Raw genomic sequence first — 26,803 nt, 5'->3', positions numbered from 1 at the left:
AGATTAATTGGTGGTCAAAAAACTTTTCTTATGATCACCAGTTATAAGTCATGGTAGTGATAACAGAGCCTGGGATGGGCCTGTGGCTGGGTCAGCGGCAAACCGGCGAGTAACCAGTCGAGCTGTTGGGAGCTTATCTGCAGGCTCAGTTGTTCATCTTCTATGCCGGGCCAGTCGAAGGTCGCCAGCTCGAGCCGTTTGTAATGCAGCCAGAAGCCATTGGCGGCCCACTGCAATATTTTCAGCTTGTTGCGCCGCTGGTTACAGAAGACGAACAGCCGTTCGTTGCAGGGTTCTTGCTGTAACTCATAGGCGACGATATTGCTCAAGCCATCTATCGACTTACGCATGTCAGTACTGCCACAGATCAAAGTGACATCGAGGCGGGTGCCGTTGCCAAACATAGTGTTCCCCCATTAACATTAAGTAGTGGCACCATGATGATGACGACTGACAGCTAAGTTATGAAGGTGTGCTTTGCCGGACGCTTACTCATTTGTCACATAGAGCGTTATCGCAGCTTGCTGAAACTGTGACATTCCAAATGTTGTTTAGTGGCGATAAAGGGCAAACACTTCTAATAACCAGTCAATAAAGGCTTGGGCTTTTAACGGCAAGCTAGGAGACTTGGGCGTGAGTAAGTAATATCGATAGGGGCTAGTGAAAGGGGCGTCGAAGGGGATGACTAAACTACCGTTTGCCAATTGCTCTTCGATAAAAAATCGCGGAATTAGTGCTGCACCCATGCCACTGGCTGCCGCTTGGCTCAGCATGTAGAAATGCTCGACGCCAAAGGATTGCGCTTGAGTGAGTGTTAAGCCCACTTTTTCTGCCCAATATTCCCACAGTTCAGGTCTTGTAGTGTGTTTCAGTAAGGTGACGTGATTGATATCCTCAATATTTTGCAGTTTTGGCGCTAACGATGGCGCGCAAACTAAACACAAATCTTCATCCATCAGCTTGATATAATTCGCTCCCTTAGGAATGGCTGTGCAGCTGCGAATCGCAATATCATAACGGCCTTGACTAAAGTCCACGGCAAAGTCGCCAATCGACAAATCAACATAAAGGTGGGGATGGCGGGATTTAAACTGCTCCATTCTTGGAATAAGCCAATTAATGGTTAAGCTTGGCAGCACATTGATGGCTAAGGTCTGCGGCTTAGATGGCTGACGACGTAGGTCACTCGTTGCACTTGACAGGGTTTGCAGCGCGGCTTGGACATGGGGCAAATAGCGCTTGGCTTCATCGGTTAAACTGACTCTTTTATGTAGGCGTACAAAAAGCGCAAAACCCAAATAATCCTCTAATACTCGGATTTGTTTACTGACCGCACCATGGGTGACATGCAACTCCTTGCTTGCCAGTGTCATACTTTGCAAGCGCGCGGCGGCTTCAAAAGCGCGGAGGGAATTGAGTGGCGGCAGTTCGGTCAACATTTTATCTCCTATAACTGGGCAAATCCGAACCGGATTATAGATTTTGCGTGAGTTTAGTTCACGCAGTGGCGACAATAACTCCTTTGCGTTTATTTGGCAAACGCAGTCTAATGCTCAGCAATTACTCCCTTTTTTATCAGAAGAATAATAAATCATTATGGAATTTGAACTGACTCTACAGATCGCAGCGATACTTTTTGCCGTCGCTATGGTGGCTGGTTTTATCGACTCTATCGCCGGTGGTGGTGGTTTGTTGACGATCCCTGCACTCATGTGGGCAGGCTTGCCGCCTGCGGTTGCCTTAGGCACAAATAAGCTACAGGCCTGTGGTGGTAGTTTTTTTGCGAGCTTGTATTTCGTCCGCAAAGGGTTAGTGGATCTTAAATCCGTTAAATTAGCCTTGTTCTGTGCGTTTATCGGCGCGGCATTAGGCACGATTCTCGTTCAACTCGTCGATACTAAAGTGCTGGAATTAATGTTGCCATTCTTGATTTTGGCAATTGGTTGTTACTTCTTATTTTCGAAAAAGATTTCTGAAGACGATAAGCATCAAGTGTTAACACCTACCGCATTTGCTTTTACTGCTGCTTTAGGCGTGGGATTGTACGATGGTTTTTTTGGTCCTGGTACGGGGAGCTTTTTTGCACTGGCGTTTGTATCGTTAGCGGGGTTTGGTCTGGCTAAGGCGACTGCCCATGCAAAACTACTTAATTTCTCAACCAATATAGCTTCGCTGATTTTCTTTGCCTTGGGTGGCAAAGTGATTTGGTTATTGGGGTTAGTCATGCTGGCTGGGCAAGCGATTGGTGCGACTTTGGGGTCACGTTTGGTGGTGACTAAAGGCACTAAGATCATCAAGCCGCTAGTGGTCACTATGTCCCTTGCTATGAGCTTTAAACTCCTAGCAACGCAATATCACTTGTTCTAATAGATTGTTTATTATTAATAAATTTAGCCTTAAGCGGTGAATAAGTTAATCTTGGCACGTAAGCTTAAGTTAATTGATATTATCTGAGTGATGCCCTCCTTGGCTTAAAAGTGAAGCAGAGGTGGAAATCGCTCAGAATATCCTCTAAAGATGATCTAAATATCCCTCCTACTTTGCAATAGGTGTACTCTTTCAAGGTTTTTGAATAGTATAACTTGTCAATTTTAATGCACTTTTTAGGCTTCTCACTTTTCTATGTGCATTTAAACGCGATGTTTTTATTTAATACGATTCAACCCGATTTATATGCGTGCAGTGTTTATCTCGTGTGCCTTCTTTTTGCATTGATGTGCTGGTACATACTCGGGTTTAGCGCTACCACTTCTTTAAAAGAGCGATTATGAAATTTATCCACACCTCGGACTGGCACATAGGTCGTCAGTTGCACAATCAGTCATTACTGGATGATCAAGCCTTTGTGCTCGAGCAGATTATTGCCTTAGCAGCTGAGCATAAGGTGGATGCAGTGATTGTGGCGGGGGATATTTATGACAGATCGATTCCGCCAGCAAACGCGGTTGCGCTATTAGATGATGTACTCAACCGTTTAGTACAAGATTTAGGCCTGCAAGTGATTATGATTGCCGGTAATCACGATGGCCACGAGCGCTTAGGGTTTGCGGCAAAACAAATGGCGGCAAGTGGCTTATATATTGTGGGGCCCTTGAGTGCTGACATTCATCCTATTACTTTGTCGAGCACAAGTGGTGATGTGGTTTTTTATCCCTTGCCTTACGCTGAACCAGCAACAGTGTGGCAAGTGTTTGAGTGTGAGGCGTCGAGCCATGAAATGGCTATGGATGTATTACTTGAAAAAGTGCGCCAGCACGATAGCCAAGGCTTACCCAAAGTGGTGATAAGTCATTGCTTTTTGGATGGTGGCAGTGAATCAGAATCAGAGCGGCCGCTCAGTATTGGTGGCGCCGATAAAATATCACCAAAGCTCTTTACTGAGTTTGATTATGTTGCCCTTGGGCATTTGCACGGACCGCAATACAAAGGCGCCGAGCATGTGCGCTACTCAGGCTCGATTTTGAAGTATTCCTTTAGTGAACAACATCAACACAAGTCGGTGACCTTAGTTGAACTAGGCGCGCAAACGCCGATTGATATCCGTTTATTGCCGTTAACCTCGCTGCGTGATGTTCGCATCTTAGAAGGGGAGTTAGACACCTTACTCGCCAAAGGTAAAACGGATATCAAGCGTGAAGATTACCTTATGGTCAGGCTCCTCGATAAACATGCCATTTTAGACGCTATGGGCAAACTCAGGGCGGTCTACCCGAATGTGCTGCATTTAGAGCGGACAGGCTTGATGGCGGGGCAGCAGCAAGTCGCCTTGAGCCGGGACCATATCAAAAAAGGTGAGATGGACATGTTCTGTGACTTTTTCTCTCAAGTGTCTGGTGAATCCTTAACGCAAGCACAGCAAGCCGTGATGGATGAACTCCTGACTAAGCTACACAATGAGGAGCGTCAAGCATGAGACCCCTTAGCCTTTCCATGTCAGCCTTTGGCCCTTTTGCATCGACTCAAACTCTTGATTTTACAGCCCTTGGAACTAATCCGTTATTTCTCATCAACGGCCCTACTGGTGCGGGTAAGACGACCTTGCTCGATGGCATTTGTTTTGCGCTTTATGGAAAAACCACAGGTAATGAGCGTGAAGGCAGCCAAATGCGCTGTGATATGGCTGACGTTAGTCTACTAACAGAAGTCACTTTCAGTTTTCAGCTCGGTAATAACAGCTATCGTATTCGCCGGGTGCCAGAGCAAGACAGAGTTAAGAAAAGCGGTGACGGCTCGACAGTGCAAAAAAGCGAAGCACAGCTCTATAAAATTGACGCCGATGGCAATGAAAGCTTGTTAGTCGCCAGCAAAGTGTCCGAGGCCACCGCTGAGATTGAAGCCTTAACTGGGCTCGATGTTGAGCAGTTTCGCCAAGTGATGGTACTGCCTCAGGGTAAGTTTCGCGAATTACTAATGGCGGATTCTAAAGCGCGCGAACTGATATTTAGTCAGTTATTTCAAACGCATATTTATCGCCGGATTGAAGATACCTTAAAAAATAAGGCTGCCGATATCAGCGCCTTAGTGAAAGATCAACGTAGCCGTCGCGATGGTATTTTGCAAAGTGCTGGCCTAGCATCCGATGACGAGCTTAGCAGCGAATTAGCCAAGCTCACGCCTGAACTTGTGCTCGCTCAAAGTGCCAAGGAACAGGCATTACAACAGCAACAATTAGTGATTAAAGCCAGTGATGCCGCCCAGCATCTACTGGCCGAATTTGCACAATTGGATACCTTAACTCAAACGGCAGCAGCGCTTGAGGCACAGCAAGAAAGCATAGTCGCGCAAACCCATAAGCTGAACTTAGCTAATCAAGCGCAGCGTTTTGCGCCTATGGTTGAGGTGTTTTTGGCTCGTGAACAAGAAGCAAAAGCCGCCAATCTCGCCTTTAGCAATGCGCAAACGGCACTGACTCAGGCCAAGCTAGCCTTTGATTATGCCGAGCTCAAAGCGCAAGACTTACCCGTATTGGAAGCGTCGCTACTGGAGCAGGAACAAGCCAAACAGCAACTGAATGCGCTAGGGCCGCAGCTTAGGGAGCTGGATAGACTCAATAAAACCCTCGAGCAAGAGCAAGCGCAGTTAGTTAGGGCTAAAGCACAGCTTCAGATCAGTAAAAATGAGTTAACCACAGTGACTCAAAAACGCCGTGAACTGGAATCGGCTTTGCCACCATTGCAGGCCAATAGCGACACTCGCCTCTCATTGCAACAGGCGCACCAGCAGCAACAGCAGTTATTGTCGACTTATCAGCAATGGCAACAAGTGGCGGCAAGGGTATCGTCGACACAGGCAAAACTTGCCAATGCGAAAGCGCAAGGGCAACAACTCAATGCCGAGCATCAGCAAGCACAGGTTGCGCATAAAGCCCTATTATTGACTTGGCACCAAGGACAGGCAGCCATTTTAGCGCGGCAATTACAGCAAGATGAACCTTGTCCTGTCTGTGGCAGCCAAACCCATCCACAGCCAGCACAGAGCCAAGAGCCGCTCCCAAGTGATGAAGTGCTGCAATTGGCCCAAGACGCTGAAACGATGGCCCAAGAAGTCCTGAGCAAAGCCAGAGCGGAATATCGCGGATTACAGACACAGTTAGAAACCTTGCAGCAACAAGCGCAAGATCTCGCGGCCCAATTGGGCACAGCGGTTGATATTTCTCAAGATGAACATGCGCATACCTTGTCGCAATATGCTTTCTCACTCACGCAAGCTGAGCAAGCTCATCAAGATTTGCAGCAGTTACAGCAAGAAATTGTTTTGTTGCACGCGCAGGAAACGCATCTGCAACAAAAGCTGGAGCAAGGACAAACACACGATAGTGCGCTGCAATCTAAAGTGGATTTATTGCAGGGGCAGTTGGCGCACATGCAGCAAAGCGTCCCACCTGCGCTTGCAACGCTTGAGGCATTAACCGCAGCAATCACGCAAAACCAGCAACAGATAAGCCAGATTAAACAGCAGATTGCTGACGTGAGGGCGCTTCAGCAACAAACAGGGCAAACCTTTGTTGCAGCTAAAGCTGCATTGAATGGTGCCGAAAATACCGCTGAGGCGGCATTAGCTCAGCAAACGCGTGCCCAGCAGCAACTCAATCAGCAATTAGTCGCAGCGGGATTTACCGACCAACAGGCCTTATTTGCGGCCATGCTGGATGAAGATCAACTGCATGCATTAGCCAGCGAGATTGAGGCTTACCAGCAGCGCAGTGCTTTGACCAAGGCGCAGTGCGAGCAGTTAGCGCTGAAGCTCAAAGATAAAGTACCACCCGATAGCATTAAGCTCGCTGCCGAGCTTGAGTCGGCGCAGCAAGCATTACACGCAGCAGAGCAGGTATGGCAGCTGCTTCACACTCGCACAGTACTACTGACCCAAACTCAAACCCAGCTGAGTATTGCAGATACGAAAGCTAAGGCGTTAGACGATGAATATGCAGTTATCGGCACGCTTGCCGATGTGGCGAATGGGAAAACAGGCAATAAGATCAGTTTGCAGCGTTTTGTGTTAAGCGTACTGCTCGACGATGTGTTACTCGAAGCGAGCCATAGGCTGCATCTGATGAGTAAGGGACGTTATCGCTTGCTGCGTAAGGAAGATAGAGCAAAGGGCAACAAGGCGTCTGGGCTCGAGTTAGAAGTGGAAGATGCCTACATCTCAAAAGTGCGCCCTGTGGCAACCTTAAGCGGCGGCGAAAGTTTTATGGCGGCCTTGTCCATGGCGTTAGGGCTATCCGATGTGGTGCAAGCTTATGCTGGGGGGATCAAACTCGACACCTTATTTATCGATGAAGGCTTTGGCAGTTTAGACCAAGATTCATTGGAATTGGCGATTCGAACCTTGATGGATCTGCAGTCTTCAGGTCGCATGATAGGGGTGATCTCGCACGTTTCTGAGATGAAAGAGCAGATAAATACTCGCATCGACATCAATAAAACCTCACATGGGAGCGAAATGACGATAGTTTTGCCTTAGTCGGTCGTTCTCTCAGAGTACAATAAATAACCTGCTGTTTTGTATATGTTATTTATTGTGACTCTTGCGTGTTTAACATTGGGATAATGTGCGCAAACTGAGTTGAAAATGCCAACTGGCGCATGTTTCTTGTTAATAGTCAGGTAAAAGTACGAAATAGCATTTGTCATAATGGGATTTTTGGGATAAGTTGGAAAAAATTCGGGCTTCCCTCATAGGGACTGGTTCAAAAATAAAACGCAAAGTTAACGAAAGGTGAAAAGCGTTGCAGACAGGCAAACCCAACTTTATCAACTTATCGCAAACCCGTTTGCAGAACTTATCATCGACCCAAAAAAACATTCTATTAATGGGTGGTTTGTTGATTGGCGCTGCTATGCTAATGCCGAATAATGGTCATGTTGTGCCAACTGCTCAGCGTATCCCTGTTGCCCTCGATATTGAAAATATTCTCCCCCAAGTTTCTGAACCTGAAGTCCAAGATCAAGCAACCCTTATTAATAACGCTCCACAGTTTGAGCGAATTATCGTTTCTGGTGATACCTTAAGTGGGTTATTTTCGAAAGCGGGTGTTGATCAGCAGACCATGTATAAGGTGTTAGAAGCTGATTTAAATATTTTGGCACTTGATACCTTATTGCCTGGTAACAGAATGCAATTTTGGCTCGATAACGAAGGCCAATTACAGAAATTAGAACTTTATTTTAACGCCGCTCGCCAAGTGGTGTTTACACGTTATGAAGACGGCAGTTTTAATGTTGAAGAAGTCAACGTTGAAGGCGTTTGGCAAAATCGTATTATATCTGGCGATATTAAAGGCTCATTCTACGTCTCTGCACAAAAAATGGGTTTAGCTGCGGCAGACATTCAGCGGATTGAAGATTTACTCAAAGAAAAATTGAATTTCGCCCGTGATTTACGCGTTGGCGATAAATTCTCTGTTTTGGTAAATGATCAATATGTTGAAGGTGAAGCGACGGGCAGTAGCCAAATTTTAGGCGTGAGTATTAAAACCGGTCGTTCTGAAATTAGTGCATTTCAATATACTGACGGCAGTTATTACGATGCCAAGGGCCAGAGTTTAGTACGTGCATTCCAGCGTTATCCATTAGCTAAACAACCCCGCATGAGTTCCCGTTTTAATCCATATCGTAAGCATCCAATTACTGGCCGTATTTCACCCCATAACGGAACCGACTTTTCAGTGCCTATCGGCACTAAAGTGATTGCTCCAGGTGATGGTGTTGTTAGTTTAGTGACTGATCACCAGTTCGCTGGTAAGTATATTGTGATTGACCACGGCGGTAAGTATCGTACCCGTTACCTGCATTTATCTAAGTCGCTTGTGCGTAAAGGTCAACGAGTAACACGAGGCCAAGTGATTGCTTTATCAGGAAATACTGGTCGCTCAACGGGCCCACACTTACATTATGAATTCCATATCAATGGTAAACCTGTTGACCCGTTGAAAGCGGATATTCCTATGTCTAGCAAGTTAGCGAATCAAGATTTACGCACATTTACCAATATGGTGAAGAGTCGTGAAGCTATGATGAACCTTGGCTAATAGAACTAAGTCTCGCCAAGTCTGAATAAACGATAGTACTGGCTTTTCTTGAAGAGTTTACCAATGCCGATGAAATGTAAATTTCATCGGCATTTTTGTTTCCATCATTCTTCTTGTTGTAGATATTTTTCTGCTATCACAAGTATTCTTACAAGTTGTAAGGAAGCTTTAAATTTATTCGATCCGCAGTACTAGTGATATACACAGAAGGGGATAAATAGAGCGGATGTGGTGAGCTTCAGTTAGGGGGTTATAGCGAGTTATTCTTTTGACAGTTAAGAGACTCAATTTGGCAGCTAATGACCTTTAAAGCTAACTAGCACTCTTTATTAGGGACTGAACAGAACTAAATACGTAGCGTTAAATAGCGTCTATCAGCTTGCTTGGCGTCTTTGCATCACTTTTAATGCACACTTACACAGTTTACCTTTTAGAGCGGGACAGCCACCGCAGGGAGACTTTTTAAAAGGACGTAATGCAAAGCTGCGTTCTGTGGGTAAAGGAGTGAGCCGAGTAATCATAGTCGATGAAAATGTTGCATCATTAGCGGCAATAAATTTAGCCTTTGCCAGTTTTAACTGTTTCTTGAGTGCGGATTTATTGCTATGGGCAAATTCTTGTTGTGAAATATGTTTCGTGAGTAATTTGGTGAGGTGCTTACGCTGAGCTTTTTTATTCGTCAAAGATTTATCAGTCAGGGTGTTCAGATGAGATAAGGATGGAATCGCTTTTCCTGAACTTGGAACAGATCTCGGCTGTGTTTTGAGTAACTTTTTAGCTTGTTTTTTACACCACTTGCTCAAAAGTTTATCGATATTCTGTTTCGTCATTGTCGTTACTGAATTCTGCAGCGTGAGATACTTCAGTATTCTAAATGAAAACTATTATCAGTCAAGTTGTGGGCGAAAAATATACTAAGGTCAAGTGTCGGCTTTATCTGCGGAATAAGGGGATATGTTGGCGTCGATACAGGTCAATAATAAGCGTAAATCAAATTCAAACTGGTGATAATCCGGCTCCATATGAGTACACAAATTATAGAAAGCCTTGTTGTGATCTTTTTCTTTTAAATGGGCTAATTCGTGTACAACGACCATACGCAATAAGGGTTCCGGTACACGCTTCAAACGTGAAGATATGCGAATTTCGTTCTTAGCTTTGATTTTATTGCCTTGAACTCGCGCGACGTAGGAATGTAAGCCAAGTGCATGATGACTAATGTTAATTTTGTCATCGAAGATCACTTTCGAGAGTGGTGACGACTGGCGTAAAAATTGGTTTTTAATCGCTTGGGTGTAGTCGTACAGCGCTTTATCGCTGCGAACGCTATGTATGACAGGATGACGTTTCAACAGTAGCTTAGGTAATGTGCCAGCATCGAGATGTTGCTGTACCTGCTGTTGAATATCTGGGCTGTAACCGCTTAAGTATTTTAATGGATTCATAGGGAATTTGGCTCCGAATGACTTCGGAGCCTGAGTCATCGCATTACTTAAACTTTGCCGAAAATACGGCGATTTTGCTGGGCGTAAGCGGCTTCGAAAGCTAACTGCTGCACTTTTTTAAGATCTAAACTATCGAAATCAACCTGTGGTGGATTGCGCTTGTTTTGCTCTTTGATAGTGACAGGAGACAGTAAGCTGACAGGTAATTCACCTAATTGAATCGCGGCTTCAAGTTTAAAACTTGTGGCTGAGCCCGCCAATTTACCTTTTTGTTCACGTTCAATGATGACAACTTCATCAACGCGATAATCTTGCATAAGCTTATGAAAAGCGAAGTGAAACTCACGAATAGCTTCTGTGGTAGCAGATTGGGAAACGGTGAAAGACACCTTACGGCATTCTGGCACATTGAAGGTTTCACCTTCATAGCTCAATAAACTGATAATGGCTTCGCCACCTTTTAATTCAACACCACAAACTCTCATGTTACACCTTCAAAATATCGATAATAGCGCTATTGTAGCTGGAAATGACGTGAGGATCAGTGTTTACCCTGCGCTTTTGATTCGCTTGGCGACAGACTGATGCGCTTAGTGCGTCAATTCCCAGTATTCGATCAGCCAATGTGTTGTGTATCAGAAATAAAATCTGATGTTAAATCCACCGGCATGTATGCTTTAATTTGTTCTAAACTTCTTCTGTATCATTGTCTTGCAGTAATTTCGCCGCAGCAGGCTTTTTACGCATTGGTGCATCGCCAATGTCCACGCCCGTGATAAAACGCTTATCCCGTGAAGGCGCCGGTGTGGCTGCTTTAGTTCTTTTGCTCTTACCTTTAGCAAGCTCGGCTTTAGCAACACGTTTTGCTGGTGTCTGTTTGGCTTTGCTTTTTAGACCACTAAATTTAGCTTCTAGACCTGGAATCGTACTGATCTCAAAGGTCTTTCTAAGGAACACTTGGACTTTCTTAAAGTTGTCCCAATCTTTAGGTCCGACGAGCGATATCGCATCACCTTTCGCGCCAGCACGGCCAGTACGGCCGATACGATGCACGTATTCTTCGGCAAATTTAGGCATGTCGAAGTTGACGACCAAAGACACATTGAGCAAATCCAAACCACGAGAGGCAACATCGGTTGTCACTAGGACTTGTTGTTGGCCACGGGCAAATTGGTCCATGATTTGGTTTCGTGCGGCTTGCTTTAAATCACCGCTGAGTGCGGCGGTTGCAAAACCTTGCGCAGTTAATTTAGCGGCTAAGCGTTCTGTATCTGGGCGCGTCGCAGTAAAGATGATCACTTGCTTGTGGGTTTCATCTTTAAGTAAACGGGCTAATAACGCTTCTTTATGGTCTAAGTGGTCACATAAGAAGATGCGTTGGTGAATGTCGTTATGCTCAGAGTGAGCCGCGCCAATCGCCACGTGCGCTGGATTTTTTAGCAGCGTTGCCGCGATATCATTGATTTCGTCATGATCTAACGTGGCAGAAAACATCAGCGTTTGACGACGTTTATGATCGGCAGCATCGTTGATGGCTTTCAACTGCGGGGCAAAGCCTAAATCTAACATGCGGTCGGCTTCATCGAGCACGAGTAACTCTAACCCATTCAGGAATAAATGTTTTTGCTCTAAATGATCGGCGATACGGCCCGGCGTCGCGACAATAAAATGCGGTTCTTTCGCTAGGGCTTTCGCTTGATCGTTAAAGTTTTCACCGCCTAGAACGCTGATGGCCTTGTATTGGGTGTTGGCGACCAGCAGGCGAAGCTGACTATACACTTGATGTGCTAGTTCGCGGGTCGGTAATAAAATCAATACTCTAGGATCGCGTTTTGACAGTGAGCGGGTAGAAATGACTCTTTGCAATGCGGGTAACAAAAACGCTAAGGTTTTACCTGAGCCTGTTTTTGATGACGCCATTAAATCTTTACCTGCCAATGCGATAGGCAGTGCTTGTTCCTGGATGGCGGTGGGTTCTGTGATCCCCATATGTTTTATGCTTTGAAGCAGACGCTGGTCCAGAGAAAAATCGGTAAATTGCAAAGGTATATCCCCTAAATCTTAGTAAGGGCAGATTATAGCCTTAATCGCCCTAACTCAGCTATCCACATCGGTGATTATCTCTGCTTCACGCGTTGATTTATCGCGAAAGTGTGCCATTTACACTTAGTTGCCTGCATTTGTTTACATTGATGTTACAAGTACTTAATTGCCTTGGTTTCACCAATTGACACTGGATATGAAATGATTTTACGTTATCGTGTAGTGGATTGAGCAACAGGAGAATGATTTATGGCTAACGGAACAACCCCTTCGGTTGGTATTGCCTTGGGCAGTGGCGCTGCGAAAGGTTGGGCACACATTGGCGTGTTGAATGGCCTTGCCGCCATGGGGATCAAACCCGATAAAGTTGCGGGATGTTCGGTGGGCGCTTTAGTGGGTGCCGCGTACGCCCATGACCATTTACCTGAATTAGAAGAATGGGTTCGGAGTTTCTCTAGCTGGGACGTACTTGGCTTGATGGACATTCGATGGCGTAAAGGCGGTCTTATCGGCGGTGATAAAGTATTTGATGTGCTGCAAGCTCGAATAGGGGATGTGAATATTGAGAACCTCAATCGTCCCTTTGCGGCGGTTGCGACCGACTTGTACTCCGGGCAGGAGATTTGGTTTACTGAAGGGGATTTACGTCAAGCGGTGCGGGCTTCTTGCTCTATGCCGGGGATTTTGGCGCCCGTGAGACAAGGTGACCGCTGGCTTGTCGATGGTGCTGTGGTGAATCCAGTGCCTGTTTCTGTCAGCCGTGCCATGGGCGTCGATGTGGTGATCGCTGTGGATTTATATGGTTATCATTCAGGTCGCATCCAAGTATTGCCGGTGAGTATGACGAGCCAAAAAAACGTTGAAGCTGAAATGGATATGCCTGCGCGACAAGAAACTGGATTTATGGATTTGTTTGCCCGTGGCCGAGATTATGTCAGCAATCTGACCGATAAGTTTTCACTTGGCACTAAATCGAATCCTGGCATGATTGCTGTAATGTCGCAATCTATGGGCATTTTAGAGCAAAGACATAAACGGGCGCGCTTGATGGGCGATCCGCCAGATATTTGTATTGTGCCTGAGGTTGGCAATATCGGCACTATGGAGTTTCACCGTGCCGATGAGGCGATTGCCGCTGGCGAGGCTGCTGTGGAGAAGGTGGCTCACTTGATTGAAGCTGCGTTGTGGAAGGGCTAATCCGTTAAAAGATAAACAGTTGACTATCAAATAGAAAAAGTCGGTACAACTCGCGTTATACCGACTTTTTGCTATCTAAAACTGAGTCTTGCTATCTAAAACTGAGCATTTATGTCGCTTTGATGGCGAGTTACGCTAATTTCACCAACATTTTACCGCGATTCTTACCTTCAAACAGACCGATAAAGGCATCTGGTGCTTGTTCAAGCCCTTGATAAATGGTTTGTTCGGCTTTGACTTTACCTTCAGCTAACCATTGAGCCATTTTCACGGCAAACTCAGGATAATGCGCCCAATGTTCGGATACTATAAAACCTTCTAACTTAAGTTTACGCATCACTATCAGGGCCAAGTTGTCTGGACCAGGTGTTGGCGCAGTGTCGTTGTACTGCGAAATCATACCGCAAACGGCGATACGACCATGATCTTTCATATTGCTCAGCGCTGCGGCTAAATGCTCACCACCGACGTTTTCAAAGTACACATCAATCCCTTCTGGCGCGGATTTTGTGAGCGCTTGGGTGAGATTGCCACAGGTTTTGTAATTGATGATGGCATCAACGCCATAGCTTCGCAGCAATTCCGCTTTTTCGTCTGAACCCACAGAGGCGATTACGCGAGCACCCATCAGTTTACCAATCTGGCAAGCAACACTGCCGACGGCGCCTGATGCGGCAGAAACAAACAGGGTTTCACCTGCTTTTAAATCTGCGATGCGAGTCAGTCCCGTCCACGCTGTCATGCCCGGCATACCCAGCACGCCGAGGAAATGTGAACTGTCTAATTCGGTTTGCGGCAGAGCGGTCAGTCCAGCCGTGTCGGTGACAGCGTGCTCGCGCCAACCTAACATACTGCTGACTTTAGTGCCTACTGGGAAATCACTGTTTTTAGACGCGATAACTTCACCAATCGCGCCGCCTTCTAAGACTTGATTCAAGGCGAAGGGCGGAACATAACTCTTACGATCTACCATGCGGCCGCGCATATAAGGGTCGACCGACATCCACAGGTTTTTTATCAACACTTGGCCATCGGCGAGCGGTGATAAGGGTTTATTTACTAAAGCAAAGTTCTCTGCCGTAGGCATGCCTTCAGGGCGACTGGCTAAATGGATTTCTCGGGTTTCAGTAATAGTGCTATTCATAAAAAATTAACCTTTTGTTTGTGCGCAAACTAACTGCGTCAACTGTACGTGGCTTCATGACACAATGCAAATACTTTGCGCGCAAACTAGATGCGATGGGGCGGATCGGATAAGATAGCGCTATGTTTGAATGACAGGCGCTTAAACGTGCAAAATTGTTTATCTCACCCAGAGCTCGGATCTAAAGAGCAGAGTCAAAACCCAGAGCCACATAACCCAGAGCCACATAACCCAGAGCCACAAAATTCAGAGGTACAGAACCTCGAGCCAAGGGATGCACTGTGTTTATCTGATAATGTGTGCTTCGCGTTATATTCTGCGAGCAATGCCTTAGTGCGCGCTTATCGGCCTTTACTCGAGGCATACGAGTTAACTTTTCCTCAATATCTGGTGATGCAAACCCTGTGGCGTCAAAATGGCTGTAGTCAAACCCAGCTATCGGCGGCGACTAAGCTCGATATGGGGACGCTAACGCCTATCGTTAAGCGGTTAGAGGTAAAAGGCTTGATCACGCGTTTGGCCTGCGTTGAAGATGAGCGGAAAAAATTGATCACTCTGACGGCTCAGGGAGAGGCGATTAAGCATGAAGTCCTAGCCTTGAAACAAACCTTGCTGAATAAAGTACAAATGGATGCAGAGGCACTCGATTTGTTGAGGCGGCAATGTCTTGCCCTTATTGAAGATTTACAGTCCTAGAGATAAAGCTACTGGTGCTGTTCGCTACCCGAGAATTCAGGCTCTGCATAGATTAATACTTGATTGGCTTAGTTTTTGCTTTAAAACTGTCATTGAGTCTTAGACGCCGAATTTTTGACGATGAATTCTATTTTAAATGCCTTCAATCTTAATCGCAGCAGTAGCAGTATCGCCGATGCCTATGGTGCCAATAGCCAAAAAACGAGTACGGCCAAAACCGATGCGACCACTGAGACCAAGAAAACTCAGACGGATGCCGCTAAACCCGACGCGGGTAAAGCCGATGAGATAGCGCTGTCGCCACGGGCGCAACGTGCACAGAAAATTCAGTCGATGGCGAAGGATTTTTTTGCTGATGGCAAATTTGGTGTCGCCGATATTCCCGCATTAGTGTCACGTTTACAAAAAGACGGCATTTTATCGGACGTGCAACTCGACCGTTTATCGAAAAACGGTATTACAGTTCCGAGCACAACCACGCCGAGTAAGCAGTCGCTGCAAGATTTCTTAGATGATGAGCTCAAAGCATTAGCCAAAAAATCACCGAATGACCCCCTGATCAATACCTTGGTCGATGCGAAAAACGTTTTGATCAATATGGATGATGCTCAATCGCCGGTGCTCGCCCAAAAAGCCACCAAAGTCCTTGGTCAATTAACGGATTATTTAAATTCTGAGCCACCGCTAACGGATGCCCAAAAACAGCAATGGCAGGGGCTTAAATCTATGATGCAACTCGCTTCGTCTATGGGCTCGCATCAGTCGGCATCAGGCCAACTCAGTAGTTATCTTGCACTCGCTAAGCGTTAATCTTGAGTTATGGAGCCTGATCATCACTGATTTCAGGCATCAACTAGCTGGGTTTAATCAGCAGGTCAAGGCGCAATTTTCAGATAATTGGGCCTAGCTGCAGTTCTGGTTTGTTCTTTTATTTCATCCTAAAAACTATGATCTGGATCATGGACGCTTCATCGTCGTTGTAGCCTAATGCTCTACATATTGTGTTTTATGCTTTTAAAATCACTAGATGTAGTGTTAGTTTTTAGGCGAGATGGAGAGGAACTGAACAATGCCAGTCGTAATTAAGCGGGATGGTTGCCGCACACCTTTTGATGAAACAAGGATACGGGATGCAGTGAATGCCGCTGCAAACTCAGTTGGAATAGAGGATGGCGACTATGCAGCGACAGTGGCAGCGTGTATCAGTCAAAGCGTTGCGACCTTAACCGAAGTTGATATCCATCATCTACAGGATGCGGTTGAGAATTTACTGATGGAAGGGCCGTATAAGTCCTTGGCGCGGGTTTATATCGAATACCGTCACGACCGAGATGTGTGCCGTGAAGCGACCAGTAAATTAAACCTCGAAATCCGTGGTTTAGTCGAGCAAAGTAATGCGGCGTTACTCAATGAAAATGCCAATAAAGATTCGAAAGTTATCCCAACTCAGCGGGATTTGCTCGCGGGCATAGTCGCCAAACATTATGCCAAGAGTCATATCTTGCCAAAGGACGTGGTTGCTGCCCATGAAGCGGGGGAGATCCACTACCACGACTTAGATTACTCGCCTTTTTTCCCGATGTTTAACTGCATGCTGATTGATTTGGCTGGTATGTTGACCCATGGCTTTAAAATGGGAAATGCCGAAATTGAAACCCCTAAGTCTATATCAACGGCGACAGCCGTCACCGCGCAGATCATTGCCCAAGTGGCGAGCCATATTTATGGCGGCACGACCATTAATCGTATCGACGAAGTGTTGGCGCCATTTGTCGCTAAGAGCTACGACAAGCACTACCAAATCGCCTTGAATTGGAAGATCACCGACGCCAAAGCTTTTGCCACGGCGCAAACTGAAAAAGAATGTCACGATGCATTTCAGTCTTTGGAGTATGAGGTTAATACCTTGCATACCGCCAACGGCCAAACACCATTCGTGACCTTTGGCTTTGGGTTAGGCACCTCGTGGGAATCCCGCTTAATTCAGCAATCTATGCTGAAAGTACGGATGGCGGGATTGGGTAAAAATCGTAAGACGGCAGTTTTTCCTAAGTTAGTGTTTGCGATTCGTGATGGCATTAATCACAAAGCTGGCGATTGCAATTACGATGTCAAACAGATGGCGCTCAAGTGCGCGACTATGCGCATGTATCCCGATATTCTCAATTACGAGCAAGTCGAGAAAGTCACAGGTTCATTTAAAACCCCAATGGGTTGCCGCAGCTTTTTAGGCACCTATGAGGAAAATGGCGAGCTCGTGCATGAAGGACGCAATAATCTCGGGGTAGTGAGCTTAAACCTACCGCGGATTGCCTTGGAAGCTAAGGGTGATGAAGCGGAATTTTATCATCTTTTAGATGACAGATTAGTCTTAGCCCGTAAAGCGTTAGATACTCGCATTGAGCGACTCAATGGCGTTAAAGCCCGTGTGGCACCTATCCTCTATATGGAAGGGGCCTGTGGTGTGCGTTTACGCGCCGATGATGATGTTTCTCAAATCTTTAAAAATGGTCGCGCGTCGATTTCACTCGGTTACATTGGCCTGCATGAAACCATGAATGCACTCTATGGCACCCAAACCCATGTATTTGACGATGCACAATTAAGGGACAAAGCCGTCGCTATTGTTGCCTATCTTAAAGCCGCCACGGATGCGTGGAAGGCTGAAACAGGTTATGGCTTTAGTCTGTATAGCACGCCAAGTGAGAGTCTTTGCAGCCGTTTTTGTAAACTGGATGCGAAGCAATTTGGCCTAGTCACAGGTGTGACGGACAAGGGCTATTACACTAATAGTTTCCACCTCGATGTGGAAAAAAGCGTAAATCCCTACGATAAAATTGATTTTGAACAGCCATATCCCGCAATTGCGAACGGCGGCTTTATTTGTTATGGCGAATATCCCAACATGCAGCATAACCTCGAAGCGCTGGAAAACGTGTGGGATTATAGTTATAGCCGCGTGCCTTACTATGGCACTAACACGCCAATTGATGAATGCTACGACTGTGGCTTTACTGGCGAATTTAGCTGTACCAGTAAAGGGTTCACTTGCCCTAAGTGCGGCAACCATGAGCCAAGTCGAGTGTCAGTGACGCGCCGAGTGTGCGGTTACTTAGGCAGCCCAGATGCGCGGCCCTTCAATTATGGTAAACAGGAAGAAGTAAAACGTAGGATCAAACACTTGTAACACTATTATTTTATTCTGCTTGTTAGACTTATTCCGTGGCATCACGTGGCATCAAATCAAATAGTGCCATGGGATAAGTCCCAATGTTAAAAGATGAAATGCACTATGAAGTACTATCAATGAATTACCATCAATATTTCCCTATCGATGTGGTCAATGGCCCTGGTACCCGTGCGACCTTGTTTGTCTCTGGCTGCGAGCACCAGTGCCGCGGTTGTTACAATCAAAGTACTTGGGATCCCCGTTCTGGGCATGTGTTTGATAAGACGATGGAAGATAGGATGATTGCCGATCTCAATGATCAGCGGATTGTACGCCGTGGTTTATCGCTCTCGGGGGGCGATCCTTTATTGCCTGTCAATCTCAGTGCCATTTTGGCGCTCGTCAAACGAGTCAAGGCTGAGTGTGCAGGTAAAGATATTTGGCTTTGGACGGGTTATGTGCTCGATGAGTTGAGTGATGAACAGCGCGCCGTGTTGGCCTATATTGATGTGATGGTGGATGGGAAATTTGAACAAAGTCTTGCCGATCCAAGTCTCGTATTTCGCGGTAGCAGCAATCAGATCATTCGTTTGTTATAAAAGCGGTAACGAGGATCTGTAACTTGCTGCTATAATCTCAGGCCTTGACACAGACGCTAGCATAATCAGGCTAAGATTTTACTGTGGCTAACTTAGGTAATTTAAGGTAACAGAATGAATTTAAAGCAAGAACTGCAGCAGCTTAACGATAAATTAGATAAATTTCGTCGTAAACTTGCTGCGGCTGAACAAAGAGGCGATGACGTCATTATTGCCCAGTTCAAGCGCGAAATCGCTGCAGTCACTAAGCAAATTGGCAGTGTGAAAGGCCAACAAACCCGCTTATTGAATAAGCAAGGTTCAGATATCAAAGGTTTGCCTTTCCATCGCGCTTTGACTAAAGAAGAACAAGCGGACATGGGCAAACTGAAAAAGTCTGTCAAAGGTCTTGTGGTGATCCACCCTATGACGGCTATCGGCCGTGAAATGGGGCTTAAGGAAGTCACTGGATACGCGCCCGCAAAATTTTAATGTGGGTTAGGCTGTCACTGACACGGGATCGAGTGTCGATCACGTGTTTGTGCGCCTAGTACTTTATGCATAGCTTCGTTTTAATCCATTCCTTCGTGCTGCCCATCGAAAATGACATTCATGTTTGGTTTAGTTGATTAAAACACTAAAGTATTTCTTGATTGTTCAAAAACACTTTAGAATAGTGCGCTTAGTTGGCTAAGTGCCTAATCCTCGTTTGTTTCTAGGGATCTTATTCGTCTCATGGAATGAGAGTTGTCGTTAAGGTTAAGTATGTCGATAAAATATGTCGCGACGTCAAAGTTACCCACTCCTTGGGGCGTGTTTGCCATGCATGGTTTTGAAGATACAGAATCAGGCAAAGAGCATGTTGCGCTCACATTCGGTACGCTCAGTGCGGATGAACCTGTGTTGGGTCGAATTCATTCCGAGTGTTTAACTGGCGATGCGTTATTTAGCTTGCGTTGTGACTGTGGTTTTCAGTTACAAGCGGCGATGCAAAATATTGCGGAAACGGGCAGTGGCTTTATCCTCTATTTGCGCCAAGAAGGCCGTGGCATTGGTTTGTTGAATAAAATCCGCGCCTACGAGCTGCAAGATAAAGGTGCCAACACCGTTGAAGCCAATGAGCAGTTAGGTTTTGAGGCCGATATGCGTAAATACGACATGATCAAACCTATGCTGGAACAGATAGGCGTGAAGCATGTGCGTTTGATGACCAATAACCCTCGTAAAGTGAAAGCGATGAAGGAGTTTGGCATCGAAGTGGTTGAGCGCGTACCGCTGCAAGTTGGTAAGAATCGTTACAACGAAGCCTACTTAAAAACCAAATCCACTGAGCTTGGACACATGATGTCTGAATATCATTTTATGGATGAAAATAAGTAGCTTTGTATTTATGATGGGTCGACCGATTGAGTCAGAAATGAGTAAGGTTTAAGTCAATTGAGCCATTTTTTCAGTCGGTTGCCATTATGTTTGTCGTTAATTTGCTTAGTATTTCTGAGCATTGTTCCTGCCGTTTTCGCCAATAGTGCATCCCCCGCCAATACGTTTATACCTGCGACACAAGCGAACAATTCTGGCGTGCCTGTCGATCCTGTTTCTATCAGTCATGTGCCTAGCAGTAATGCCAATGGCAGCAATCCGATTGAGTCGAGCAGTAATCCTAATTCTGTTTATGCCTTTGGTAGTTATCTCGGCACTGGTGTGTATCGCGCCGCCAACCAAAATGCGACCGTTGTCAGCATTCCGTTAAGTTTTGATTTAAAGAAAGATAGCGGAAGCCAGACTTGGTTACGTTTACCTATCTCCTTCGGCTTTTTTGATTATTTAGCCAAAGATATCACCGAAGGCGAGTTACCGTCGTCGATAGGCACTATGACCATTACCCCAGGTTTTGAGCACCACTGGCAGGCGAGCGAAAACACTCGAATGGAAGGGTATTTAGATATCGGTTTTGGTACTAACTTCGATAAAAACGATAACGTTGCCATTATCGCCTCAGGGATCAGTAGCTTGTATGATTTCACCCTTGCTGGGCAAGATGCGGTGTGGGTGTCGAGATTACGCTTTGCCGGGTACAGTGAGCACTATGGCAAGTTTGCCGATCAATTTGCGGTGTTACAAACTGGCGTTGATTTAGGATTAGCGCCGCGCTGGCAATGGTGGGATCTGCAGGTGCAACCAAGGATCTTTGCTGTGGGTTATTGGTATTTCAATGAGCTCAGATTTATCAGCGAGATAGAGCAAGATACCATAGTTTCAGGCAGTTATGAGGCTGGTTTTTCCCTCGCGTTTTCTAAGCCCCTTGGGGGCGAATTGCTGGGTGTTGATCGTATTGGATTCAGCTATCGCCGTGGTGATGGATTGAACATTTGGCGTTTGATGTTCAGCTTTCCCATCTAAGTAGGGTCAACTAGACGGCTTGAATATATAAACCGCTTGAACATGTCGATGTTGTGAACATGGGTTAACTTAGCACAGGATTATCACCGCTTAATTTAAGCCGATTCCTTTTTTTGGGCTTCGCGCATCTTCTTCTCAGTCAAGGTTGCTATCTGACTACTCAGCTGCATTATTTGTTCTTGGATCATCTTACGTTGCTGATCTGCGGTCTCTGAGTCATCATTTTCAAGCTTGGCCAACATTTCTTGGAGTGCCTTGATTTGCTCTTTTATTTTTTGGATCTGCTGATCAATTAACGTCATGGGTTCTTCTGATGAGGCATTGTCGACTTCATTCTTTTTGGCTGAGGCTTTGTCTCTCAAGGTTGCGCCCACATCTGCGGATAAAGCCGCGCGGCCCGCATTAGAAATGGAGACAGTGTCTTGGGTATCTTGTGAGTCAGCGGACTCACTATTCGCTGTTTGTGTTGTGGCTGGTGTCGCTGCGATATATGCGCTTGATATGGCGGTGAAAGCTGAGCCAGTTGCGCTACTGTTTATTCCATTAATGTTCATTTAACACTCCATTGATGCAAACTGCGTTGATACTCAAGTCACTATAACAGTCGGTATCGGCCATAGATTTGAAAACTGAAGTCAATTTTTGGTTGTTCAGCTAAAAAGAGTGCAAGCTATTGGTTCAAAATCGATAAGTGAGCGCTATTCGCCGCCAATAGATTAGCGCAAATAGATTGAGGCTGTAGGTGAGTACAAATAGGTTAGTGAAAATAGATCCGCAGCAGGTTAATCACGACAATACAGCCCTTATTTTAGGGCTGTTTACGTTTTATGGCTGCAGAGGCGAAGATTAATTATTGCCCCAAATATGACTGTTTACTGTGCCATCTGAGCTGGGTTTATCACTTTTAGCCGGCTTTTCGGGAGCGGTTTGAGTGGGCTTTTTAGTCGCGACTTTTGCCGCAGGCTTTTTAGCGGTTTGACTCGCTTCGGCTTTAGGTGGCGGTAACGGTAATTTGTTGGCTCTTAAATAAAGATATTCGACTTTATCCCGCGCCCACTCTGTTTTTCTTAAAAAACGTAAGCTGGATTTGATGCTTGGGTCGTGGGTAAAACAGCGGATGTTAATCCGCTCACCTAATTCTTCCCAGCCGTATTTCTCGACTAAGTAAGTGATGATCGTTTCCAGTTTAATGCCGTGGAGCGGGTTATTCGATTGATTCATATTATGCATGTTGCAGTGTGCTATGGCGGGAGTATAGCAGTTTTGTATGCCTGATACAGTGTGCAATGGTATCGAGTCAAGCTTGAATACCTTGCTCGCTCACACCAGAGTCTGCAGTTATTGGTGGAGCAGTATGAGCAAAACAGGCGCAATAAAGCGCCTGTTTTAGCTTGGTTATTCGGACTGTTTTACTAGTCTTTGACTGTTTCTTTAAGCTCAGTTTCTACCGGTAAATCAATCTCACCTTTACCTTTGGTTTTAACAATCAACAGCGCTGTAATCACTAAGGTGGTGACCACGCCCGCTATGGTTGATACCGTCATCGGTAAGCCTGCACCTAAGGTTGACGAGTTCAGCAGGAAGGTGATGACCACTGTGGTCATAAACATCGCTGGAATAGTCGCAATCCAATGCAGTTTGTTATGGCGTAACAAGTAAGCCGAAGCCGTCCACAGCATTAATACCGCGGTGGTTTGGTTTGCCACACCGAAGTAGCGCCAAATGACACCAAAATCCACTTGAGTCAACATACCGCCGATAACAAACAGTGGGAGAGCTAACACTAAGCGTTTTGGCAGTGAGATTTGTGGCATGTTGAAAAATTCAGCCAGAATCAAACGCGCAGAGCGGAAAGCCGTATCACCTGAAGTAATCGGCAGAATAATTACACCTAGGATAGCCATAAAGCCACCAATAGCACCTAACAGACCAGTAGAAGCCTCATAGACCACGTTGGCAGGGTTGCCTGACATGCCCGCACTTAAGCCTTCAACACCGCCGAAGTATGACAATGCAATCGCACACCAAAGCAGTGCAATAATGCCTTCGCCAATCATAGCGCCAAAGAAGACGAAGCGACCATTGGTTTCGTTTTCAACGCAGCGTGCCATTAATGGTGATTGAGTTGCATGGAAACCCGATACCGCGCCACAGGCGATGGTGATGAATAGCGCAGGCCAAAGTGGCATGTCATTTGGATTTAAGTTTTGGAAGAAATCGCCCGCTTGCACGTTCGGCAGTAAGGTGTGCTCGCTTGATAGGATAATCGCGAAAGCCAGACCGAACGACATGAAGAACAGTAAAGCGCCAAAGAAGGGGTACAGACGACCGATAATTTTATCGACTGGCACCACAGTTGCGATCAGGTAGTAGACGAAGATAATGCCGACGAAAATACTGACGTCCCAACCGGTAAGCTTGCCCAGTAAACCTGCAGGCGCAGAGATAAAGACCACACCAACCAGCAATAACAGCACGATAGCAAACACGTTCATGAAGTGTTTGGCACTCTTTCCTAAATATTTACCCGCAAGGTTTGGCACAGATTGGCCGCCGTTGCGCACTGACAACATGCCAGAGAAGTAGTCATGCACGGCACCCGCAAAGATACAGCCAACCACAATCCACAACATGGCCGCAGGACCATAGAGAGCACCTAAGATAGGACCAAAGATTGGGCCTACGCCTGCGATGTTTAATAATTGAATTAAATAGACTTTACCCTTAGACATAGGCACAAAGTCGACGCCATCAGTTTGAGCGAAAGCGGGTGTTTGACGATTAGCGTTAATGCCGAAGACTTTCTCGACAAAGGCGCCATAGATAAAGTAGCCGCCGATCAGCAGACCGACACAGAGTAGGAACCACATCATTTTTGTTATCTCCCCATTTGAGTTCTGGCGAGTGTAAACAAGTTGTTGATATAAAACTTCGTAATCTTAATGAGTGGTCGAAAATGCAATGTGAGCGGTAATAGGTGGGCTTGAGTGGTTGCAATCGTATGTTAACGGCGGGTGTTGTTAGCCATTTTGTGACTAAAAATACCCGCTAAGATGGCTTTTTGCTTGAGTTATTGGAAGCCGAACAGCTGTTTAAGGCTCTTTAGATAACGTCGTGATACGGGCACTTTATCCCCCGAATGGGTGGTGACTTCGGCGCCCGTGTCTAACAGCTCAATTTCGGCAATCGCCTTAGGTGAAATCAAATACTGCCGATGGCAGCGCACCAGTGGGGTTTTTTCTTCAAACACTTTTAAGGTCAATTGGGTATGGACTTTGCCTTTCGTACTGGCCACATGGATGCCGCTTAAATCACTGAACACATATTCCACATCTTGGATGGCAATCACCTTAAGTTTATTGCCGCTGTAACAGGGTATATGTTCCAGACGCTTTGGGGTAATGGGATCCATGATTTGAGGTGTCAGATTTTTACGCACCCGAGTGAGGGTTTTATTAAGTCTCTCGGCATCTATCGGTTTAAGCAAATAATCGAAGGCATGGTTATCGAAGGCCTTGACGGCAAACTCGTCGTAAGCGGTAACAAACACAATCTTTGGCATGTTATCGGGGTCGAGCATAGCGATAAGTTCCATGCCCGAAATGCGCGGCATTTGGATATCGAGAAAAATTAACTGAGGTTTGTCTTTGGCTATGTTTTGTAACGCCTCAATGGCATTAGCGCATTGGCCAACAATTTCAATGTCGTGTTCTTGCCCCAAAAGATCGGCTAATTCTTCACGAGCAAACAGTTCATCGTCGACAATTAAACAAGTGATCACGAGCGGGTGTCCATATTGGATATCTCAGTATTTTCTATGGGTAATCTTATAGTAACGCGAGTCAATTCATCCGCTTCGCATTCCACAGTGACACCATATTGCTCACCAAAAATATTTTGAATGCGTTTATGCACTAAGTTCATCCCTAGGCCTTCAGAGCCCTCAACGGGTTGATATAATCCGGCATTGTCTGTGACTTCTAATTCCAACACATCATTTTCGAGCTTGCCCGTCACTTTAATCTGCCCTTGCTCTATCATGTGCGAAGTACCGTGCTTTACCGCATTCTCAATAATCGGCTGCAGGGTAAAGGCCGGTACTTTGCAATGGTAGAGTGATTCAGGTATCGCGATACTGACTTGTAATTTATCAATAAAACGCGCTTTTTCAATGGTGAGATAGGACGCGATGTGATCGAGCTCATCCCCGAGCGTCACTAAACCTGTCGTTCGCTTTAAATTAATCCGTAAAAACTGCGATAACTGCTGCAGCAACTGCTTAGACATATCGGGATCGCGCTTGATAATCGCGCTAATGGTATTGAGTGCATTGAACAGAAAGTGCGGATTAACCTGCGCTTGCAGTAATTTCAATTCGGCTTGAGTCAGCAGATTTTGTTGTTGCTCAAATCGGCCATAAAGAATTTGGTTCGATAACAGACGGGCAATACCTTCACCTAAGGTGCGGTTAATATTCAAAAACAGCTTATTCTTAGGCTCATAGAGTTTAATGGTGCCAATGACTTCGGTATCACTGCGCAGCGGGATCACCAAACTCGAGCCTAAGCGGCAGTTGCTTGAAATAGAACATGAATAGGGCATTTCAACACCATCGGCGAACATGACTTTATTTTGATTGATCGCTTCTAAGGTGATCTTGGAAGAAATTGGCGTACCAGGCAGATGATGATCGGCACCTATGCCAATAAAAGCCAACAGTTTTTCCCTGTCTGTGATGGCTACTGCGCCTACATTAGTTTCTTCGATAACGATTTGGGCCACACGGCTGCTGCTTTCTTCGTTAAATCCTTTGGATAGGAGTCCGACACTGCGCTCGGCTATCTTTAACGCCTTCGTTGAAAAACTGGAGGAAAGTTTATCGAACATGGTTTTTTGGTCGCGGATCATGCTCATAAAGAGTGCCGCTCCCACGGAGTTGACTAACAGCATGGGCGGCGCGATTTGGCGCACTAATTCCCACGCATCATCGAAGGGGCGAGCGACCAGTAAGATGATGCTCATTTGCATCATTTCGGCATAAAAAGTCACTAGGCACACGAGTAATGGATTGTAAATAAGCTCACTTTTATCCGCACGTCTTAAATAAAAGCTGATCATCCCGGCGGATAAGCCTTCTAAGGTGGTGGAAATGGCGCAGGCTATTTCAGTAAAGCCGCCCATACTGTAGCGGTGAAGGCCACCGGTTAGTCCTACCAGAAAACCAGTAACTGGGCCGCCTAATAATCCACCTAATACAGCGCCCATAGCACGGGTGTTGGCAATAGCGCCTGATGTTTGCTCACCAAAATAGGTGGCCATGATGCAGAAACTCGAAAAAATCAGATACATAAAAATCTTATGCGGCAGACGAGGGGAGGTTTCGGCAAACAGTTTAAACAGCGGCGTTTTACTGACTAAGTAAACGATCACTAAGTACAGCGACATCTGTTGGGTCAATAATAGGATCAAGGACATAATGGCTCACATTATCGTCACAGATGTCAGCGCAGTGGTATCAATTAGAAAGTCTGTGCGCGAGATCAGGGTTCAAATTTAACCGTTAGGATATAAAGAACAATAATATTGCATCTTTAGGAG

General features: G+C 45.8%; 24 protein-coding genes. 12 read left to right on the top strand and 12 right to left on the bottom strand.

Features of this window, described 5'->3' with window-relative positions; genetic code table 11:
- Positions 1 to 41 precede the first annotated feature (41 nt).
- Positions 42 to 404: an IS66 family insertion sequence element accessory protein TnpB gene (gene tnpB, locus Q4Q54_RS20540; protein ID WP_311989434.1), complete on the bottom strand. Its 363-nt coding sequence runs from the start codon at positions 402 to 404 to the stop codon at positions 42 to 44.
- Positions 405 to 551: 147 nt separating this feature from the next.
- Positions 552 to 1,439: a LysR family transcriptional regulator gene (locus tag Q4Q54_RS20535; RefSeq protein WP_311989433.1), complete on the bottom strand. Its 888-nt coding sequence runs from the start codon at positions 1,437 to 1,439 to the stop codon at positions 552 to 554.
- A 157-nt stretch (positions 1,440 to 1,596) separates the two neighbouring features.
- Here Q4Q54_RS20535 and Q4Q54_RS20530 point away from each other — a divergent pair, with 157 nt between their 5' ends.
- From Q4Q54_RS20530 to Q4Q54_RS20515, 4 genes are all read left to right on the top strand, one after another.
- On the top strand, positions 1,597 to 2,367 hold the full coding sequence (locus Q4Q54_RS20530) for a TSUP family transporter (protein WP_106650169.1): 771 nt from the start codon (positions 1,597 to 1,599) through the stop codon (positions 2,365 to 2,367).
- A gap of 400 nt (positions 2,368 to 2,767) precedes the next feature.
- Entirely contained in the window at positions 2,768 to 3,913 is a 1,146-nt protein-coding gene (locus Q4Q54_RS20525; protein WP_311989432.1) for an exonuclease SbcCD subunit D, read from the top strand.
- The gene (locus Q4Q54_RS20520; protein WP_311989431.1) at positions 3,910 to 6,966 is read left to right on the top strand and encodes an SMC family ATPase; all 3,057 of its coding nucleotides are present in this window, start codon (positions 3,910 to 3,912) and stop codon (positions 6,964 to 6,966) included. The genes Q4Q54_RS20525 and Q4Q54_RS20520 overlap by 4 nt, the downstream gene beginning before the upstream one ends.
- A 265-nt stretch (positions 6,967 to 7,231) precedes the next feature.
- The gene (locus tag Q4Q54_RS20515) at positions 7,232 to 8,533 is read left to right on the top strand and encodes a peptidoglycan DD-metalloendopeptidase family protein (RefSeq protein WP_311989430.1); all 1,302 of its coding nucleotides are present in this window, start codon (positions 7,232 to 7,234) and stop codon (positions 8,531 to 8,533) included.
- 374 nt (positions 8,534 to 8,907) lie between these two features.
- Here Q4Q54_RS20515 and Q4Q54_RS20510 read toward each other — a convergent pair whose 3' ends face one another.
- The 4 genes from Q4Q54_RS20510 to Q4Q54_RS20495 form a co-directional block, all read right to left on the bottom strand.
- Positions 8,908 to 9,363 carry a hypothetical protein gene (locus Q4Q54_RS20510; RefSeq protein ID WP_311989429.1) on the bottom strand — a complete coding sequence of 152 codons (456 nt, stop codon included), beginning with the start codon at positions 9,361 to 9,363 and terminating at the stop codon, positions 8,908 to 8,910.
- Between the two features lie 90 nt (positions 9,364 to 9,453).
- Complete coding sequence (locus Q4Q54_RS20505) at positions 9,454 to 9,978, bottom strand: M48 family metallopeptidase (protein WP_006081173.1); 525 nt, start codon at positions 9,976 to 9,978, stop codon at positions 9,454 to 9,456.
- 47 nt (positions 9,979 to 10,025) lie between these two features.
- Positions 10,026 to 10,463 (bottom strand): DUF3010 family protein, encoded by a 438-nt coding sequence (locus tag Q4Q54_RS20500; protein WP_006081174.1) that lies wholly within the window; start codon positions 10,461 to 10,463, stop codon positions 10,026 to 10,028.
- Between the two features lie 202 nt (positions 10,464 to 10,665).
- The gene (locus Q4Q54_RS20495; protein WP_006087417.1) at positions 10,666 to 12,021 is read right to left on the bottom strand and encodes a DEAD/DEAH box helicase; all 1,356 of its coding nucleotides are present in this window, start codon (positions 12,019 to 12,021) and stop codon (positions 10,666 to 10,668) included.
- Positions 12,022 to 12,270: 249 nt separating this feature from the next.
- On the opposite strand from Q4Q54_RS20495, the gene rssA reads away from it, so the two are divergent.
- Positions 12,271 to 13,218, top strand: a complete 948-nt coding sequence (gene rssA, locus Q4Q54_RS20490; RefSeq protein ID WP_311900213.1) for a patatin-like phospholipase RssA — start codon at positions 12,271 to 12,273, stop codon at positions 13,216 to 13,218.
- 130 nt (positions 13,219 to 13,348) lie between these two features.
- Here rssA and Q4Q54_RS20485 read toward each other — a convergent pair whose 3' ends face one another.
- Positions 13,349 to 14,362, bottom strand: coding sequence for an NADP-dependent oxidoreductase (locus Q4Q54_RS20485; protein ID WP_311989428.1), 1,014 nt, complete (start codon positions 14,360 to 14,362; stop codon positions 13,349 to 13,351).
- A gap of 147 nt (positions 14,363 to 14,509) precedes the next feature.
- Between Q4Q54_RS20485 and Q4Q54_RS20480 the strand changes: the two genes are divergently transcribed.
- The 7 genes from Q4Q54_RS20480 (at position 14,510) to Q4Q54_RS20450 (ending at position 21,205) form a co-directional block, all read left to right on the top strand.
- Positions 14,510 to 15,058, top strand: a complete 549-nt coding sequence (locus Q4Q54_RS20480) for a MarR family transcriptional regulator (protein ID WP_311989427.1) — start codon at positions 14,510 to 14,512, stop codon at positions 15,056 to 15,058.
- Positions 15,059 to 15,178: 120 nt separating this feature from the next.
- The gene (locus Q4Q54_RS20475; RefSeq protein WP_311989426.1) at positions 15,179 to 15,868 is read left to right on the top strand and encodes a hypothetical protein; all 690 of its coding nucleotides are present in this window, start codon (positions 15,179 to 15,181) and stop codon (positions 15,866 to 15,868) included.
- 259 nt (positions 15,869 to 16,127) lie between these two features.
- Positions 16,128 to 18,245 (top strand): anaerobic ribonucleoside-triphosphate reductase, encoded by a 2,118-nt coding sequence (gene nrdD / locus Q4Q54_RS20470; protein ID WP_259521933.1) that lies wholly within the window; start codon positions 16,128 to 16,130, stop codon positions 18,243 to 18,245.
- A 119-nt stretch (positions 18,246 to 18,364) separates the two neighbouring features.
- Positions 18,365 to 18,826 (top strand): anaerobic ribonucleoside-triphosphate reductase-activating protein, encoded by a 462-nt coding sequence (gene nrdG, locus Q4Q54_RS20465; protein ID WP_311989435.1) that lies wholly within the window; start codon positions 18,365 to 18,367, stop codon positions 18,824 to 18,826.
- Positions 18,827 to 18,940: 114 nt separating this feature from the next.
- The gene (locus Q4Q54_RS20460; protein ID WP_107947079.1) at positions 18,941 to 19,297 is read left to right on the top strand and encodes a YibL family ribosome-associated protein; all 357 of its coding nucleotides are present in this window, start codon (positions 18,941 to 18,943) and stop codon (positions 19,295 to 19,297) included.
- 273 nt (positions 19,298 to 19,570) lie between these two features.
- Positions 19,571 to 20,185 (top strand): GTP cyclohydrolase II, encoded by a 615-nt coding sequence (gene ribA / locus Q4Q54_RS20455; RefSeq protein WP_006087423.1) that lies wholly within the window; start codon positions 19,571 to 19,573, stop codon positions 20,183 to 20,185.
- Positions 20,186 to 20,242: 57 nt separating this feature from the next.
- Entirely contained in the window at positions 20,243 to 21,205 is a 963-nt protein-coding gene (locus tag Q4Q54_RS20450) for a hypothetical protein (protein WP_311989425.1), read from the top strand.
- Positions 21,206 to 21,300: 95 nt separating this feature from the next.
- Here Q4Q54_RS20450 and Q4Q54_RS20445 read toward each other — a convergent pair whose 3' ends face one another.
- The 5 genes from Q4Q54_RS20445 to Q4Q54_RS20425 all read right to left on the bottom strand — a co-directional run bounded on the left by Q4Q54_RS20445 (position 21,301) and on the right by Q4Q54_RS20425 (position 26,680).
- Positions 21,301 to 21,759 carry a FlxA-like family protein gene (locus Q4Q54_RS20445; RefSeq protein ID WP_311989424.1) on the bottom strand — a complete coding sequence of 153 codons (459 nt, stop codon included), beginning with the start codon at positions 21,757 to 21,759 and terminating at the stop codon, positions 21,301 to 21,303.
- Between the two features lie 292 nt (positions 21,760 to 22,051).
- Complete coding sequence (locus Q4Q54_RS20440; protein ID WP_006087426.1) at positions 22,052 to 22,435, bottom strand: VF530 family protein; 384 nt, start codon at positions 22,433 to 22,435, stop codon at positions 22,052 to 22,054.
- Positions 22,436 to 22,617: 182 nt separating this feature from the next.
- Positions 22,618 to 24,078, bottom strand: a complete 1,461-nt coding sequence (locus Q4Q54_RS20435; RefSeq protein ID WP_311989423.1) for a carbon starvation protein A — start codon at positions 24,076 to 24,078, stop codon at positions 22,618 to 22,620.
- Between the two features lie 197 nt (positions 24,079 to 24,275).
- Positions 24,276 to 24,986, bottom strand: a complete 711-nt coding sequence (gene btsR, locus Q4Q54_RS20430) for a two-component system response regulator BtsR (protein WP_311989422.1) — start codon at positions 24,984 to 24,986, stop codon at positions 24,276 to 24,278.
- Positions 24,983 to 26,680, bottom strand: coding sequence for a sensor histidine kinase (locus Q4Q54_RS20425; protein ID WP_220592619.1), 1,698 nt, complete (start codon positions 26,678 to 26,680; stop codon positions 24,983 to 24,985). Before Q4Q54_RS20425 ends, btsR begins: the two co-directional genes overlap by 4 nt.
- Positions 26,681 to 26,803: the final 123 nt, after the last annotated feature.

Source organism: Shewanella sp. SP2S2-4 (genome assembly GCF_031932025.1).
In the GTDB taxonomy this organism is placed as follows: domain Bacteria; phylum Pseudomonadota; class Gammaproteobacteria; order Enterobacterales; family Shewanellaceae; genus Shewanella; species Shewanella baltica.
The sequence above is the reverse complement of the archived record's forward strand: the minus strand, read 5'-3'. Positions and strand labels throughout refer to the sequence as shown.